At 33.6% G+C, this 14,371-nt stretch carries 11 protein-coding genes; 3 read left to right on the top strand and 8 right to left on the bottom strand.

From position 1 onward, the window contains the following. The first annotated feature begins 68 nt into the window (after positions 1 to 68). On the top strand, positions 69 to 218 hold the full coding sequence (locus tag OZP09_RS04835) for a hypothetical protein (protein ID WP_269236797.1): 150 nt from the start codon (positions 69 to 71) through the stop codon (positions 216 to 218). Between the two features lie 85 nt (positions 219 to 303). Here the strand turns inward: OZP09_RS04835 and OZP09_RS04830 are convergent, their stop codons facing one another. The 3 genes from OZP09_RS04830 to OZP09_RS04820 form a co-directional block, all read right to left on the bottom strand. Further along, positions 304 to 1,992 (bottom strand): tetratricopeptide repeat-containing sensor histidine kinase, encoded by a 1,689-nt coding sequence (locus OZP09_RS04830; RefSeq protein WP_281310387.1) that lies wholly within the window; start codon positions 1,990 to 1,992, stop codon positions 304 to 306. A gap of 179 nt (positions 1,993 to 2,171) precedes the next feature. Further along, the gene (locus tag OZP09_RS04825; RefSeq protein WP_269236795.1) at positions 2,172 to 2,837 is read right to left on the bottom strand and encodes a response regulator; all 666 of its coding nucleotides are present in this window, start codon (positions 2,835 to 2,837) and stop codon (positions 2,172 to 2,174) included. Between the two features lie 165 nt (positions 2,838 to 3,002). Further along, the gene (locus OZP09_RS04820) at positions 3,003 to 3,416 is read right to left on the bottom strand and encodes a DUF4293 domain-containing protein (protein ID WP_269236794.1); all 414 of its coding nucleotides are present in this window, start codon (positions 3,414 to 3,416) and stop codon (positions 3,003 to 3,005) included. A 184-nt stretch (positions 3,417 to 3,600) separates the two neighbouring features. Here OZP09_RS04820 and rho point away from each other — a divergent pair, with 184 nt between their 5' ends. After that, positions 3,601 to 5,433, top strand: coding sequence for a transcription termination factor Rho (gene rho / locus OZP09_RS04815; protein ID WP_269236793.1), 1,833 nt, complete (start codon positions 3,601 to 3,603; stop codon positions 5,431 to 5,433). A gap of 114 nt (positions 5,434 to 5,547) precedes the next feature. Here the strand turns inward: rho and OZP09_RS04810 are convergent, their stop codons facing one another. From OZP09_RS04810 to ytxJ, 5 genes are all read right to left on the bottom strand, one after another. Further along, a complete protein-coding gene (locus OZP09_RS04810; RefSeq protein ID WP_269236792.1) occupies positions 5,548 to 6,297 on the bottom strand; it encodes a shikimate dehydrogenase family protein in 750 nt (249 codons plus the stop codon). Further along, positions 6,297 to 7,694, bottom strand: coding sequence for a tetratricopeptide repeat protein (locus tag OZP09_RS04805; protein WP_223683048.1), 1,398 nt, complete (start codon positions 7,692 to 7,694; stop codon positions 6,297 to 6,299). Before OZP09_RS04805 ends, OZP09_RS04810 begins: the two co-directional genes overlap by 1 nt. Positions 7,695 to 7,968: 274 nt before the next feature. After that, a complete protein-coding gene (locus tag OZP09_RS04800) occupies positions 7,969 to 9,168 on the bottom strand; it encodes an aspartate aminotransferase family protein (RefSeq protein ID WP_269236791.1) in 1,200 nt (399 codons plus the stop codon). Positions 9,169 to 9,235: 67 nt separating this feature from the next. Then, the gene (locus tag OZP09_RS04795) at positions 9,236 to 10,903 is read right to left on the bottom strand and encodes an OstA-like protein (RefSeq protein ID WP_281310386.1); all 1,668 of its coding nucleotides are present in this window, start codon (positions 10,901 to 10,903) and stop codon (positions 9,236 to 9,238) included. A 150-nt stretch (positions 10,904 to 11,053) separates the two neighbouring features. Then, a complete protein-coding gene (gene ytxJ, locus OZP09_RS04790) occupies positions 11,054 to 11,443 on the bottom strand; it encodes a bacillithiol system redox-active protein YtxJ (protein WP_269236789.1) in 390 nt (129 codons plus the stop codon). A gap of 203 nt (positions 11,444 to 11,646) precedes the next feature. Between ytxJ and clpB the strand changes: the two genes are divergently transcribed. Continuing rightward, positions 11,647 to 14,250: an ATP-dependent chaperone ClpB gene (gene clpB / locus OZP09_RS04785; protein ID WP_269236788.1), complete on the top strand. Its 2,604-nt coding sequence runs from the start codon at positions 11,647 to 11,649 to the stop codon at positions 14,248 to 14,250. Positions 14,251 to 14,371 lie beyond the last annotated feature (121 nt).

Raw genomic sequence — 14,371 nt, 5'->3', positions numbered from 1 at the left:
TCAATTAGGAATATCTTGAAATTGTAAAATGAGACTAAAATTTAAATATTAACTAAAACAAACCAATTATGACAAAGAGATTTTTAGAAGTAGAAGAAGTTCAAGATTTAGCGGGTGAAGAACAAACTGCCTATTTTTTTGCAGATGAAGAGGAAACAAAAGAGGAAGAAAAAAATCAACCAGAAAATGATAGAAAAGGCGGAAAAACGGATGCCTAGATAGGCACATCCTTTAAAAAGAATCTTTTTTAAAGGATTTCATAACATTATAAAAATAAAAGGCGCTTCATTTTTGAAGCGTTTTTTAGCTATTTAATGGAACACTTATATTAATTGAGGTTCCTTCATTAATTTTAGATTTGACATCAAATTGTCCATTCAGGTTGTTTATTCTAGCCTTTATTTGATGAAGACCAAATCCTTCCACAAAATTAAATTTGTTTATATCAAACCCTTTGCCGTTATCTTTAATTTCAATAATCATCTCGTTATGATTTTCAATCAGGCAAACTAATGCTTTACTTGCATCGCTATGTTTTATAACGTTGTTCAAAAGCTCAGAAATGATAAAATAAAGCCTGGTTTCAAATTTTTCAGTGTATCTTTTTTTGATTGGAATCGAATTTTGGTATTCAAAATGTAATGTGGAATTTGAATATTTTTCACATAAATCATCCAGAGCATATAACAAACCAAAACGTGCCAATAAGGTGGGAATAAGATCATGGGAAAGATCTCTGACCTTATCATGGGTTTCGTCTAAAATTAATTTTGTTTTTGTTATCTCAGCAGGCAGACTACTGTGCTGGGATAAAAAAACATTCAAATGCATTCCGGCCGAAGATAATGAAGCACTGATAGTATCATGCAAAAACAAAGCGATCTTTTTCCGTTCGTTTTCCTGACCGTCAATAGTAGCATTGATTAGGTTTTGATTTATTTTATTCTGAATGTCTTTAATTCTGTTTTTTTGTTTCAATTTTGTGTTTTGATAGAAAAAGTAAAATAAGATAAGGCTAATAAGGAATAATGATAAGATGATAGTTGTCATCTTGTTTTTGCGGGCACTTTCAGAGTGAAATAATTTTTCCCGTTTTTTACTTTCAATGCCCATTTTGTCTATCTCTCTTTTGTATTCGTCAATTTCGAGATTTATTCCTGCAATTTTTGCTTTTTTTGCCTTATCCTGAAAATTAATTTCGTCATTTAATTGCTGAAAAGCGCTTAAGTTTTTATAAGCAGCTTCAAAATTTTTATTTTTAGATAAAAATTTTGAATATTCCTGATAGATGTAGGATAAATCAGTTTTTTCATCGTATTTTATGGCATTTTCAATACCCTTTTTGAAATTGTAATCCGCTTTAGGATTATCTTTTGTATAACTATAGTACATGCCATTAAGCATATTGGTAACGGCGGCTGTGGTTTCCATGCCGTATTTATCGTTGTATTTATTAATATATTTTAGATAAGGATATCCCTCTGAGAAACGCCCAATATCAAAATAGGCCCAGGCTATATTAAGCTTAGTGAAAAAAAATTGTGAAGAATCCTTGGTTAATCTGCTGAAATATAATGATTTAATATAATAAGAAATTCCTTTTTCGTATTTTTTTTTATCAAAACAATAAATGTTACCAATATTATTGTATAGCCAGTTCTGAAGTTCTAAATCATTTGCTTTTTCAGCATATATTAAGCTTTTTTTGTAATAAAAAAGGGCTTTTTCAGGTTCTGAGATGCCATCAAAATTAGCTGCAATTGTATTGTATGCTTTTCCTATTAAATTATAATTCTGTGATAAAAGAGAGTGATTTAGTAGTAATCTGGATTGTATTAATGATTTTTCATAATCTTCATTGTGAAGATTTGTGGTTGCCTGGTTGTAAAGTTTTAATAATTCCTTGTCAGTAAAAACTTTCTTTTGACCAACTGCAGCGATACAAAAAAATGAAATAAAAAAAAGAATTCTAAAATTGCGAAAATCCAACATATTCAAAAATTATTGGATAAAAATATAGCTTATAAAGTTAAAAACAAATTCATAAATAACGGAATGTGTTATTTTTCCTAAAAAAATGTTCTTTAAAAATAAATATTGTCCAGATCAGAAAATACTCAAGAGGAAAATACTAATTTTATATAGGTAATTTATGAATCGGGGAGATAGTTTTAGGATTTAATCAAATTATTTTTAATAGCATATTTTACAAGTCCAATAGTGTTTTTTGTCTGCAGTTTTTTCATAATATTTTTGCGATGGGTTTCTACAGTATTGGTGCTTATAAATAATTGTTCGCTTATTTCTTTTCCGCTATACTCAAGTGAAATTAGGGTTACAATTTCTAATTCCCTACATGTTAAGATTGAATTTTCAGGAACGATATTCTTTTTATTTAATTTAGGGTTGTTTTCAGTAAAAGTATTGAAGATTTTTTCTCTTACAGAATTGCAAAAATATTCTTGTCCTTCATTGACTACTTCAATGGCTTCGATTATATTTTCACCTGCACATTTTTTAGTGAGATAGCCACTAGCACCTAAATTCATTACTTCCCTGATTATTTTTAAATCATCATAGCTGGACAGGATGATGACCTTGCAAGGGTATCCTTTTTGCTGAAACTCTTTTAAAACTTCAATGCCGTCTTTCTCAGGCATACTAAGATCAAGTACCAGAATGTGGGCATTGTTGGTTGTTACTTCATCGAAAATATTCAAACCATTAGAGGATGAACCTACAATCTCGAATTCAGAAACAGTACTTAATAAATTTATCAATCCATCAATAAGTACTAAATGGTCATCTGCTAGGTGTATTCTTATTTTATGTGCCATAAATAAATTGAAATAACAAAAGCGAAATTATGAAAAATCTACTTACAACATGATGTTTCTTAAATTTATTTTCTGTTTTTGTTATTAATTGTAATATGTTTTTCACAAAAAAACCCGAATCATACAATTCGGGTTCTCTTCGCGCAATAAACTAAGTTTATAGGTTTATCTCAAACGGTCAACAGATTTTACAAGATCTTCGTCCTTTTTGATGGCCTTATTAGCTAAAACTAATAACACGATAGCAACAATAGGAAGAAACATCCCAATACCTTTCTCAGAAACAACATTAGCAGTTTCTCCAGATAAATTTAGTGAACGGTAAACAAATAATCCTAATAAAATTAAATTTAATATGATGTTCAGTCTGCCCATGACAAACTGATTTTGTCTTTTTTTGTATGATATAATACTAATAATAGTTAACATTGTACTCAAGCCTAATAATATGGTATAGACTTGATCCTGCATAAAGTAAAAATCTTTTCCGTTTACTGTCCAAAGCGGAACAAAAAAGAGTAAAACTCCGGTTACCAAAAAGGTGAGTAGCAGATATATTGTTTGAATTCGTTGTATCATAACATGAAATTGTTTTACAAAAATATATTTTCTTTTTTATAAATACTATTGTATGATAAAAATTTATTCGTATTATTGCATCATATTACCGTAAGCACTTCATACTGCGGTTCATTCAAAATAATTATCTACCTATTCTTTTTACAGTATTTTCCTTTAAAATAATTAAATTCATAGAACATTCATGTTTGATATTTCTGCATTAAAAGAAATGAAGCTTTCTGAGCTTCAAGAAATAGCTAAATTAGCTAAAACTATAAAGTTTAATGGTGTCAAAAAAGATACTTTGATCAGTCAGATTTTAGCGCATCAGGAAAAAACGGCTTCAGAGCAGTCGATACCTGTTGTTGCAAATGCAGAAATAGTAGAGGATAAGCCAAAGAGGGCAAGAATTGCTCCGGTAAAAAAGGTAGTAGCAATTAAAAATGCTCCTGTTTTAGAATTTGATAAAGTGGAAGAACCACGTGAGGAGATAAAAACTCCGGCTTCAAAACCAAATGCTAAAATCCAGCCAAAGCCAAAAGCAGAGGAAGTTGTCGAAAACATAGCAGTAGAGGAAAAAGGATTAGATAAAAAAGAACCAAAAATCGTTAAGTTTAATAAATCAGCATACGAGAAAAAGGTTGCTTTGCAGAAAGAGAAAGAAACTGTAAAAGAGGAAAGTACTGAAGAAGCTGTAGAGTCAGAAACAGATGTTCCTGCTACTCCCATAGCTGAAAAAGAAGAAGAAACTGCTCCTGTAAAAAAGATTAATCCTAATCAGAATAAAAAACAAAATCCGAACCAGAACCAAACTCAAAATCAAAATCCGAATCAAAACGGGAATGGTAATGGAAATAACGGAAATCAGAATCCAAATCATAAAAACAAAAAGAATAATTTTAGGGATTCAGACTTTGAGTTTGACGGAATTATAGAAAGTGAAGGCGTTCTTGAAATGATGCCGGACGGATACGGATTCTTACGTTCATCAGATTATAATTATTTAGCTTCTCCAGACGATATTTATTTGTCAACTTCACAAATCAGGTTGTTTGGACTTAAAACCGGAGATACTGTAAAAGGGGTTGTACGTCCTCCAAAAGAAGGTGAGAAATTCTTTCCTTTGGTTCGTGTTCTTAAAATTAATGGTCACGATCCGCAGGTAGTTCGCGACAGGGTTTCCTTTGAACACCTTACACCGGTTTTTCCTTCTGAAAAATTTAAATTAGCCGAAAAAGGCAGTTCTGTATCAACCCGAATTATCGATTTATTTTCTCCAATTGGAAAAGGGCAGCGTGGTATGATAGTCGCACAACCGAAGACAGGTAAAACCATGTTGTTAAAAGATATTGCTAATGCTATTGCTGCTAACCATCCCGAAGTTTATCTAATCGTTCTTTTGATTGATGAGCGTCCTGAAGAGGTTACAGATATGCAAAGAAGTGTACGCGGAGAAGTTATTGCTTCGACTTTTGACAGAGAACCGCAGGAACATGTGAAAATTGCCAATATTGTACTTGAAAAAGCAAAACGCCTTGTTGAATGCGGACATGATGTTGTGATTCTTCTGGATTCAATTACGCGTCTGGCAAGAGCTTACAATACTGTTCAGCCAGCGTCAGGAAAAGTATTAAGCGGAGGTGTTGACGCCAATGCACTTCAAAAACCAAAACGCTTCTTTGGAGCTGCAAGAAATGTTGAAAACGGTGGTTCATTGAGTATCATCGCAACAGCATTGACAGAAACCGGCTCTAAAATGGATGAGGTTATCTTTGAAGAATTTAAAGGTACCGGTAACATGGAGCTTCAACTGGATCGTAAAATTGCAAATAAACGTATTTTCCCTGCCATCGATCTTACATCATCAAGTACACGTCGCGACGATTTATTATTAGACGAGAAAACTTTGCAAAGAATGTGGATTATGCGTAAATACCTGTCTGATATGAATCCGGTAGAATCTATGGATTTTGTTAATGATCGTTTCAAAAAGACGAGAAATAACGAAGAGTTTTTGATTTCGATGAATGACTAAAAAAGCTGCTAAAGTTCTGAGATGCTAAGTTTTTTTAGTATCGGAAGAATTAGAATAAAAAAATATATAAAAAAAGCTGTCATTTTGTGACAGCTCATATATATTAATTTGTATTTATTTATTCCAGATTTTCCATGCTTTTTCTGCCTGAAAAATAAGCATGTCATGACCATTTTTTATTACTGCTCCTCTTTTTTTGGCGTTCTTTAAGAACTGAGTTTCAGCAGGATTATAAATCAAATCATAAGCGATATGTTTATCTGTAAAAAACTCATAGGGAAGGTCGGGGCAAGCCTCAATGTTTGGACTTGTTCCAACAGGAGTACAATTAATTATGATTTGATAATTGTCAAAAGTTGTTGCATTAATTAAATTGTAATCAATGATATTCTCTTTCGCTTCTCTTGAAACAAAAGTATATGGGATATCAAGTTCATCAAGTGCAAATGCTACTCCTTTTGATGCACCACCAGTACCCAGAATGAGTGCCTTTTTGTGATGTGGTTCAAGTAATGGCTTTAATGATTTTTTGAAGCCATAATAATCAGTATTGTATCCTTTTAATTTTCCGTTTTTTGTAAATTTTATAGTATTTACTGCACCAATCAAAGTTGCTTTTTTGGAAAGCTTATCCAGATATGGTATGACCTGTTCTTTGTATGGAATCGTAACATTCAGGCCTTTTAAGTCTGGATTGTTTTTAAGTAAGCCTGTGAAATGACTAATTTCAGAAATATCAAAATTTTCGTAACTGTTCCCTGCGAAAATTTCGTCATTAAATTTTTCTGTGAAATATCCTTTTGAAAAGGAGTAGCTAATATTACGGCCTAATAAGCCAAAGCGTCTTCTTAAAATATCAATCATTATTCTTTTCTATGTTTCTCAATATAATTTTTCACCATTTTTTTTGACCAGACAACAGGGAAAAGATCTTCAATCAAAATGTAGTTATCAAAGTTTAAACGTAAACCATTGCTTAAATGAAACTTTGCCTTTGTATTGTCCTGAATCATAAAATACAATCCGGCCAAACGGTATTCTATTTCGTTTTCTTCCGGAAAATATTCAGAGGCTTGCAGTAATGTTTGTATGGCGCTCTCAAATTCACCTAAAAACTGAAGAATATCTACCCAAAATAACCAGGTATCCAACGCATAATCTCCAAATTCTACTGCTTTTCTATAACCAAACTCAGCTTCTTCAAAAAAGTTCATTTGTTTGTTTATAGTAGCATAACGTTTCCAGTATAAACGATTTTGATTGTCTATAGCCAATGCTTTATTGACAAAAAATAATGCTTTCTGAAAATTTTTCTGGCGCACATAAAAATCAGTAATAGCAATCCATCCTTTGTCCAGAAGAGGGTCTTCGTGAACTGTTTGGTTGTAATATTTTAATGCAAGGACATTATTTCCCAGCTTTTCGTAGCATTTACCAATTCTCAATAAGGCATAAGAGGTTGCATCATCTAATTCTATGGTTCGGTTGTAGCTTTCTATTGCCTGTGCATATTTTTTAAGACGTTCGTATGCTTTTGCTTTTTCCATGAATGCTCCCAGAAATTCTTCATCAATGAGCGTTGCGTAATCGAAAGCACGAATCGCATTTTCGTATTCTTTTATCCCGTAATGCAATCGTCCAACCTGATGCCAGGCGATTTCGCTATATGGGTTTTTGTTGATATATTCATTAAGATAAGCAATAGCTTCCTGATTTTGGTCTAAAAATTCAAAACAGTAAACTACGTTGTAAAGTGCTGACTGGTCTTCTATGTCCTCTTCAAGACATTTGATGAAACTGTCTTTTGCCATCTCAAGATTATCCATAAAAAGATATTCCATTCCCATTAAGTTATAAACGTCAGCAAAATCATCTGTGTATTGCAGGGCAATTTTAAGCAATTCTACTGCTTTTTCGTGCTGGTCTCTTTTGGAACAAATATTGGCTTTCTGGATGTAAATTTCTTCGTTGTTAGGTTCAATTGCATACAACTCGTTTAAAAGCTTTTCAGCCATGTCAAGTTTGTCATCATAAACCAGCATTTCTACTTGTACTAATTTTAAGCCTGTAGATTTTGGATGTTGGTCTAATGCAAGTTTTAAGGCTTTTTTTGCTAAATTAGCCTTACCTATATCTAAATAATGAAGAATAATTTCTTCGAATTCTTCAGAATCAAAAAAGAGTACTTTGTTGGTTTTTAACATCGACTCAAATTTGGATAGGGATAGGTTATAATCTTCTTCTTCGTTGCTTAATTGCATACTTTTTGTTTTTGAAATTAGCCTGTTATAAATTTAGGCAACCATATTATTTTGTGAGGAAAGGAAATTTATTGTTTTGAACAATTTAATTAACAATATGGACAGGAAATATGTTCTGTTTTTAGTTTTAATCTTTGATTTATAAAAGATTAATGTGTTTATTATCTAAAGTTTCTTTTTAACGGGAAGCCATAGCCCAGATAGAAGTGGAAATCCTTTTTTGAAGCATTTTTCAGCTTCAAAAAAGATTGCAACGTATAGCTGGAAATAGCTCCTAATTAAGCTCTTCGTTATTATTCAAAATTTCATCCATAACTTCGAGAATTATGGCACATCCTTCTTTTATTTCTTCTTCAGAAATGGTTAATGGCGGTGTTATTCTAATGGCGCATCCTTCAAATAATAGCCAGAATAAAATGAGTCCCTTGGCCTGACAGTTTAAAATGACCTGATTCGTTATTTCAGCACTTTCGGTCATTGCGGCAAGCATTAATCCCTTTCCTCTAATTTCTGTTATCAAAGGATGTACCAAAAGTGATCTGAAGAGTTTTTCCTTTTCTAAAGTTTCCTGCATCAGATTAGTCTCAGTTAATTCCTTCAAAGTTGCTAAGCAGGCTGACGCAATGACAGGATGACCTCCAAAAGTTGTAATATGCCCTAATTTTGGATTCTCGGTTAAAAGATCCATTTTTTCTGCGGATGCTGTAAAAGCACCTACCGGCATTCCGCCACCCATTCCTTTTCCCATAACTACAATATCGGGAACGACATCATAATTTTGGAAACCGAACAACTTTCCGGTGCGGCCAAAGCCAGGCTGGATTTCATCTACAATCATCATAGCACCAACTTCGTCACAGCGTTTGCGTACTTTTTGCAGAAAGTTGCCTTTTGGTTCAATAAAACCAGCTCCTCCCTGAATTGTTTCAAGTAAGATTGCGGCTGTTCGTGTGGTTATTTTTTGTAAATCTTCTTCGTTGTTGAAAGTTATAAAATCAACATCAGGAAGCAAAGGACGAAAGGCTTGTTTGCGTTCTTCGAATCCCATAACACTCATAGATCCCATGGTGTTTCCGTGGTATGCATTATGACATGATATTAATTGACTGCGGCCTGTAGAACGTTTGGCTAATTTAAGGGCGCCTTCGATTGCTTCAGTACCAGAGTTCACTAAATAGGTTTTGTTTAATGATTCCGGAAGCAGTGAAGCTATTAGTTTACAATATTGCACGGCAGGACTTTGGGAGTATTCTCCATAAACCATTACATGTGAATATTTATCCAGCTGGTCTTTTATGGCCTGATTGACCCTTGGATGCTGATGTCCAAGTGTACAGGCTGAAACACCAGCAACAAAATCTAAATATTTTTTATTACCTGTATCGTAAATATAGGAGCCTATTGCATGTGAAACTTCCATTCCTAGTGGATATGGAGAAGTCTGTGCCTGATATTTTATAAAATCTGGATTCATTTTTTGAGAACTAAGATTTTGATGTTTTGATTCTTTCGGTTGCTTAAAGCCTGCTTTTTACTAAAAATTATTTTTTAGCTTTTTTGTTAGTTCCTTTACTGGTTTTAGCAGCAGGCTTCTTTTTGTCGTAATTTAGTGTTTCCTTCCTGATTTTCATAGGAACATTGGGTTTTGCATCTTCTGCTTTACCTTCTTTGACTAATTTATCGTTGAGTTCGTTTTCTTCAGGAGGAAAAATATCATCCTTTGATTTTATCCTTTCGTCTCCACGCCAGACAAAACCTTTTAATTTTCGGTCATTTTCCGCCAACTCATCTTCTGGATAGCTATCACTTTGAACATTCTTAAAAAGAGTTATGTTTTCAACTCTGTTATTCTCTATAATAAGATTGATTCTGCTGCTTACACTTTTGTCAATTCCCACAAGTTCGTTTGCTGAATTTCTTGCGTAATATATCGCTTCGGTGTTTTTTATTATATCGACATCATGTAACTTTCCATCCCTGAATTTCCCAATGAGGTTCATACCCTTGACCTGGTTGTAACCTGTTCCAAGTGTATCTTTAGAGATTAGAAAGGTATTATTGAACACTTTAAGCGAGTCTATTTTTCGGGTTTTATTGTCTCCAATTAAGTGCATGAGGTCCCCTGTGATCTGGCTCTCAGCATTCCATAAAATGGGTTTTCCTATTAGTTTCGTGAGGGCAGTTTTACTGTTTGAATGAAGTGAGTCGCATTTTCCGCTCATATCTATTTTGAAAAAGCGAACATTATTAAAAGCTCTGATAATTCTTTCGCCTTCTTTTCCGGTGACCATTAATTTTTTGCCATGAATATAGACTGAATCATTTTCGACCAGATTTATGGCAACCGCTCTTTTGGTTACAAACATTGAATCTTTTAGTTTGTATAATTCGGCGTAATGACCTTTTACGATTCCCTTGTTTATAGAATCTGTAATTTTTACATTTCGTGTTGCTGATGCAAATTCGGTATTACGATTGTAGTATAAACTGTCGCCCTCTATTCGCCGGTCGTCATATTTAATATATGATTTTCGCAGGAAATGGGCGAGGTTTTTCTTTGTGTCATAAAAACCATTTTCAGTATAGATATAATTTGTTTTACTTGTGATGGTTGATGGTCCAAATAAGTAAGAGTGCCCTGAGTTACTATAGTAATCTAAGTGATTAGATTTCATAACATATTTAGGGTTTGTAAGTACTACTTCTGTTAAAAACTGAAATTTTTTCTGTGTCACGTAATACCTTCCGGATTTACTAACCAGGGTATTGTCTTTGTTTACAATTGTGCCTTTAGTATTGTAAAAAACTTCCTGAACATTTCTGTCAAAATTGATGGTGTCAGTTTGCAATGTTGCATCAGGAGAAGTCATAACAGCGTTTCCGGTTGCGAAAGCTTTTTTTACGTTACCACTGTATTCAGCATATTTACTATTTAAAAATAAGGTGTCACCTTGTACAAGCTGTACGTTACCGAAGGCTTTTATATAATTTTCTTTTTGAAAGAAATAGGCTTTATTGCAAGTAAGGACTACACCATCATGATTTATTTTTACATTTCCGGTAAGCAAAAGTGCTCCGGGAATTTCTACTTCGTTGACATCTGAAAAGTCTGAGTTTTCAACTATTATTTTCTTAGGAGTTTGGGCTGAAACTGTCTGGAAACTTCCTATAAGCAAACAAAAAGATATGAAAAAGAGTAATTTCTTCAATTGATTTAATTTTTTTCAAATTTATGAAAAAGGTAGCAACCTAAGTCGATATTAAGATTTATTTATAATGGTAAATCAATGAAATTGGTGAAAATTTCAAAGGCAGAGGTGTAACTCTGCCTTTGAAATCTTTATTTAAAACGAAGAGACTTAAATCTTGTTTTTTAATGCTGTAGCATCAATATCGCTGTGTGAAACATTGTAAACAGCTTTTCCATTTTTGATTAAAATTAATTGTGGTGATTCATGATATACACCAAATTTACTGGCAATTTCATTAGAAACATCTCTATGTGCAATCAAATCTAAAAAATAAGCATCAACAATATTTTCAAGAGCATATTCTCTTTCAAATTGTTTTAAAGCCATTCGGCTGATGCTGCATCTTGTGCTGTGTTTGAAAATCACGACTGGTTTTTCGTGTGATATTGCTTCTACTTCCTGTAATTGAAGAATGTTGGTTAATTCGGTCCAGTTTACATTGCTTTTTGGGATTTCTGAATGATCTGAACTTCCGAAGATTGAATTGAAAAAACTCATATTTGGCTTGATTTATGACTTTTTGACTTGTTAAAATCGATTAAATTCAATTTTAAATGCCGTTTTGTCTGTTTTTTTGCTATGGAATATAATTTGTCTATTGAATTACAAAGTTAATTTTTTTGAGCTAAAAATGTAGCTGTATAAATCTTAACTTTAATGATATCGAATATTTAAAAAAATAATCATCAAATCATAAAAACATGAACATTAACAAATTTACAATCAAATCACAGGAAGCTATTCAGTTGTCGCAGCAATTAGCGCAGCGAAATGGACAGCAGCAAATTGAAAACGAGCATATTTTTAAAGCCATTTTTGAAGTTGACGAAAACGTGGCACCCTTTATTCTTAAAAAATTAAATGTAAATGTGCCGTTGTTTTTGCAAATTTTAGACAGTACAATTCAGAGTTTTCCAAAAGTTTCTGGAGGCGAGATTATGCTTTCAAGGGATGCAAATAAAGCTTTGAATGAAGCTGAAATTATTGCGCAAAAAATGAACGACGAATACGTTTCAATCGAACATTTAATTTTAGCCATTTTTGACTCAAAAAGTAAAGTTTCTCAAATTTTAAAAGATCAGGGCGTTACCGGAAAAGGTCTTAAAGCGGCAATTGAAGAATTACGTAAAGGTGAAAGAGTAACTTCGGCATCGGCAGAAGAAACCTATAATTCATTAAATAAGTACGCTAAAAACTTAAACGAATTAGCGCGTACGGGAAAATTAGACCCAGTTATTGGCCGTGATGAAGAAATTCGTCGTGTGTTGCAAATCTTAACTCGCAGAACTAAAAACAATCCAATGCTTATTGGTGAACCCGGAGTTGGTAAAACGGCTATCGCAGAAGGTTTGGCGCATAGAATTGTTGACGGAGACGTTCCGGAAAATCTAAAAGAAAAAATCGTTTTTTCATTAGATATGGGAGCTTTGATTGCCGGAGCAAAATACAAAGGAGAATTTGAGGAACGTTTAAAATCGGTTGTTAAAGAAGTTACGGCCGCAGAAGGTGATATCGTTTTGTTTATTGATGAAATTCACACGCTTGTAGGAGCGGGTGGAGGTGAAGGTGCAATGGATGCTGCCAATATCCTGAAACCAGCTTTGGCTCGTGGCGAATTGAGAGCGATTGGGGCTACTACTTTAGATGAATATCAAAAATATTTTGAAAAAGATAAAGCATTAGAAAGACGTTTTCAAAAGGTTTTAATCGATGAACCAGATACAGAAAGTGCTATTTCGATTCTTCGTGGAATCAAAGAGAAATATGAAACGCATCATAAAGTCCAGATTAAAGACGAAGCGATTATTGCTGCGGTTGAGCTTTCACAAAGATATATTACGAATCGTTTTTTACCAGATAAAGCAATTGACTTAATGGACGAAGCTGCTTCTAAACTACGTATGGAAATCAATTCAAAACCAGAAGAATTAGATGTTTTGGATCGTAAAATCATGCAGCTTGAAATCGAGATCGAAGCGATTAAACGTGAAAAAGAAGAAAGCAAACTTAAGATTTTAGGTATGGAATTGGCCAACCTGAAAGAAGAGCGTAATGAAATCTATGCAAAATGGAAACAAGAAAAAGATATCGTTGACGGAATTCAGGCTGTAAAACATGAAATAGAAGACTTTAAATACGAAGCAGAACGTGCAGAACGTGACGGAGATTACGGAAAAGTGGCGGAAATTCGTTACGGAAAAATAAAAGAAGCTCAGGAGCGTCAGGAAAATTTGCAGAAACAATTGCAGGAATTCCAATCCGGAAATTCTTTAATCAAAGAAGAAGTAACCAGGGAAGATATTGCAGAAGTTGTGGCAAAATGGACTGGAATTCCGGTAATGAAAATGCTTCAGACAGAAAGAGAAAAACTATTGCATTTAGAAGATGAATTGCACAAACGTGTAGTAGGCCAGGAAGAGGCGATAGAAGCCGTAAGTGATGCTGTTCGTAGGAGCCGTGCAGGTTTACAGGATATGAAAAAACCAGTTGGAACTTTCTTATTCCTAGGGACAACCGGAGTTGGTAAAACAGAATTAGCCAAAGCTTTAGCAGAATATCTTTTTGATGATGAAAATGCAATGACCCGTATCGATATGAGTGAATACCAGGAACGTCACAGTGTAAGCCGTTTAGTTGGTGCGCCTCCCGGATATGTAGGTTACGATGAAGGTGGGCAATTGACAGAAGCGGTTCGCAGAAAACCTTACTCTGTAGTTTTGCTTGATGAGATTGAAAAAGCACATCCTGATACTTTTAATATTCTATTACAAGTTCTGGATGAGGGACGTTTAACAGATAATAAAGGACGTTTAGCCGATTTCAAAAATACGATTATCATCATGACTTCTAATATGGGAAGCCAGATTATTCAGGAGAAATTCGAAAACCTAAAAGGTGGAGTAGAAGCGGCTACAGAGGCGGCTAAAAACGAGGTTTTAGGATTATTAAAACAAACAGTTCGTCCTGAATTCATAAACCGTATCGACGAGATTGTAATGTTTACACCGCTTACAGTCGACAATATTTCAAGAATTGTAAGCTTACAGTTAAAAGGTGTTACCAAAATGCTGGCACAACAAGGCATTACAATGGACGCGACTCCGGAAGCAATTGCTTACTTGTCAGATAAAGGATATGATCCTCAATTTGGAGCAAGACCTGTAAAACGTGTAGTGCAGAGAGAAGTTTTAAACCAGTTATCGAAAGAAATTCTGGCTGGAAATATTACAACGGAAAGTATCATTTTAATCGATGCTTTTGATGGTAAACTTGTTTTTAGAAATCAGACACAACCAGTAGTATAATCAGATATAAATGTAGAATTAAAGAGATATTAATTATAATCACACCGGCAGAAATGCTGGTGTTTTTTTTGGGTAATCCGTGAATAATGAAAGATTTTTAAAAAGTATTATAAAATAATAG

Source organism: Flavobacterium flavigenum, from assembly GCF_027111255.2.
GTDB lineage: Bacteria > Bacteroidota > Bacteroidia > Flavobacteriales > Flavobacteriaceae > Flavobacterium > Flavobacterium flavigenum.
Note: the sequence above shows the minus strand (reverse complement) of the source record. Positions and strands in the feature narration are given on the sequence as shown.

What these genes read in the sequence shown, in the direction of transcription:
- OZP09_RS04835 (WP_269236797.1), top strand. Translation starts at nt 69, where the DNA reads ATGACAAAGAGATTTTTAGAAGTAGAAGAAGTTCAAGATTTAGCGGGT.
- OZP09_RS04830 (WP_281310387.1), bottom strand. Translation starts at nt 1,992, where the DNA reads ATGTTGGATTTTCGCAATTTTAGAATTCTTTTTTTTATTTCATTTTTT.
- OZP09_RS04825 (WP_269236795.1), bottom strand. Translation starts at nt 2,837, where the DNA reads ATGGCACATAAAATAAGAATACACCTAGCAGATGACCATTTAGTACTT.
- OZP09_RS04820 (WP_269236794.1), bottom strand. Translation starts at nt 3,416, where the DNA reads ATGATACAACGAATTCAAACAATATATCTGCTACTCACCTTTTTGGTA.
- rho (WP_269236793.1), top strand. Translation starts at nt 3,601, where the DNA reads ATGTTTGATATTTCTGCATTAAAAGAAATGAAGCTTTCTGAGCTTCAA.
- OZP09_RS04810 (WP_269236792.1), bottom strand. Translation starts at nt 6,297, where the DNA reads ATGATTGATATTTTAAGAAGACGCTTTGGCTTATTAGGCCGTAATATT.
- OZP09_RS04805 (WP_223683048.1), bottom strand. Translation starts at nt 7,694, where the DNA reads ATGCAATTAAGCAACGAAGAAGAAGATTATAACCTATCCCTATCCAAA.
- OZP09_RS04800 (WP_269236791.1), bottom strand. Translation starts at nt 9,168, where the DNA reads ATGAATCCAGATTTTATAAAATATCAGGCACAGACTTCTCCATATCCA.
- ytxJ (WP_269236789.1), bottom strand. Translation starts at nt 11,443, where the DNA reads ATGAGTTTTTTCAATTCAATCTTCGGAAGTTCAGATCATTCAGAAATC.
- clpB (WP_269236788.1), top strand. Translation starts at nt 11,647, where the DNA reads ATGAACATTAACAAATTTACAATCAAATCACAGGAAGCTATTCAGTTG.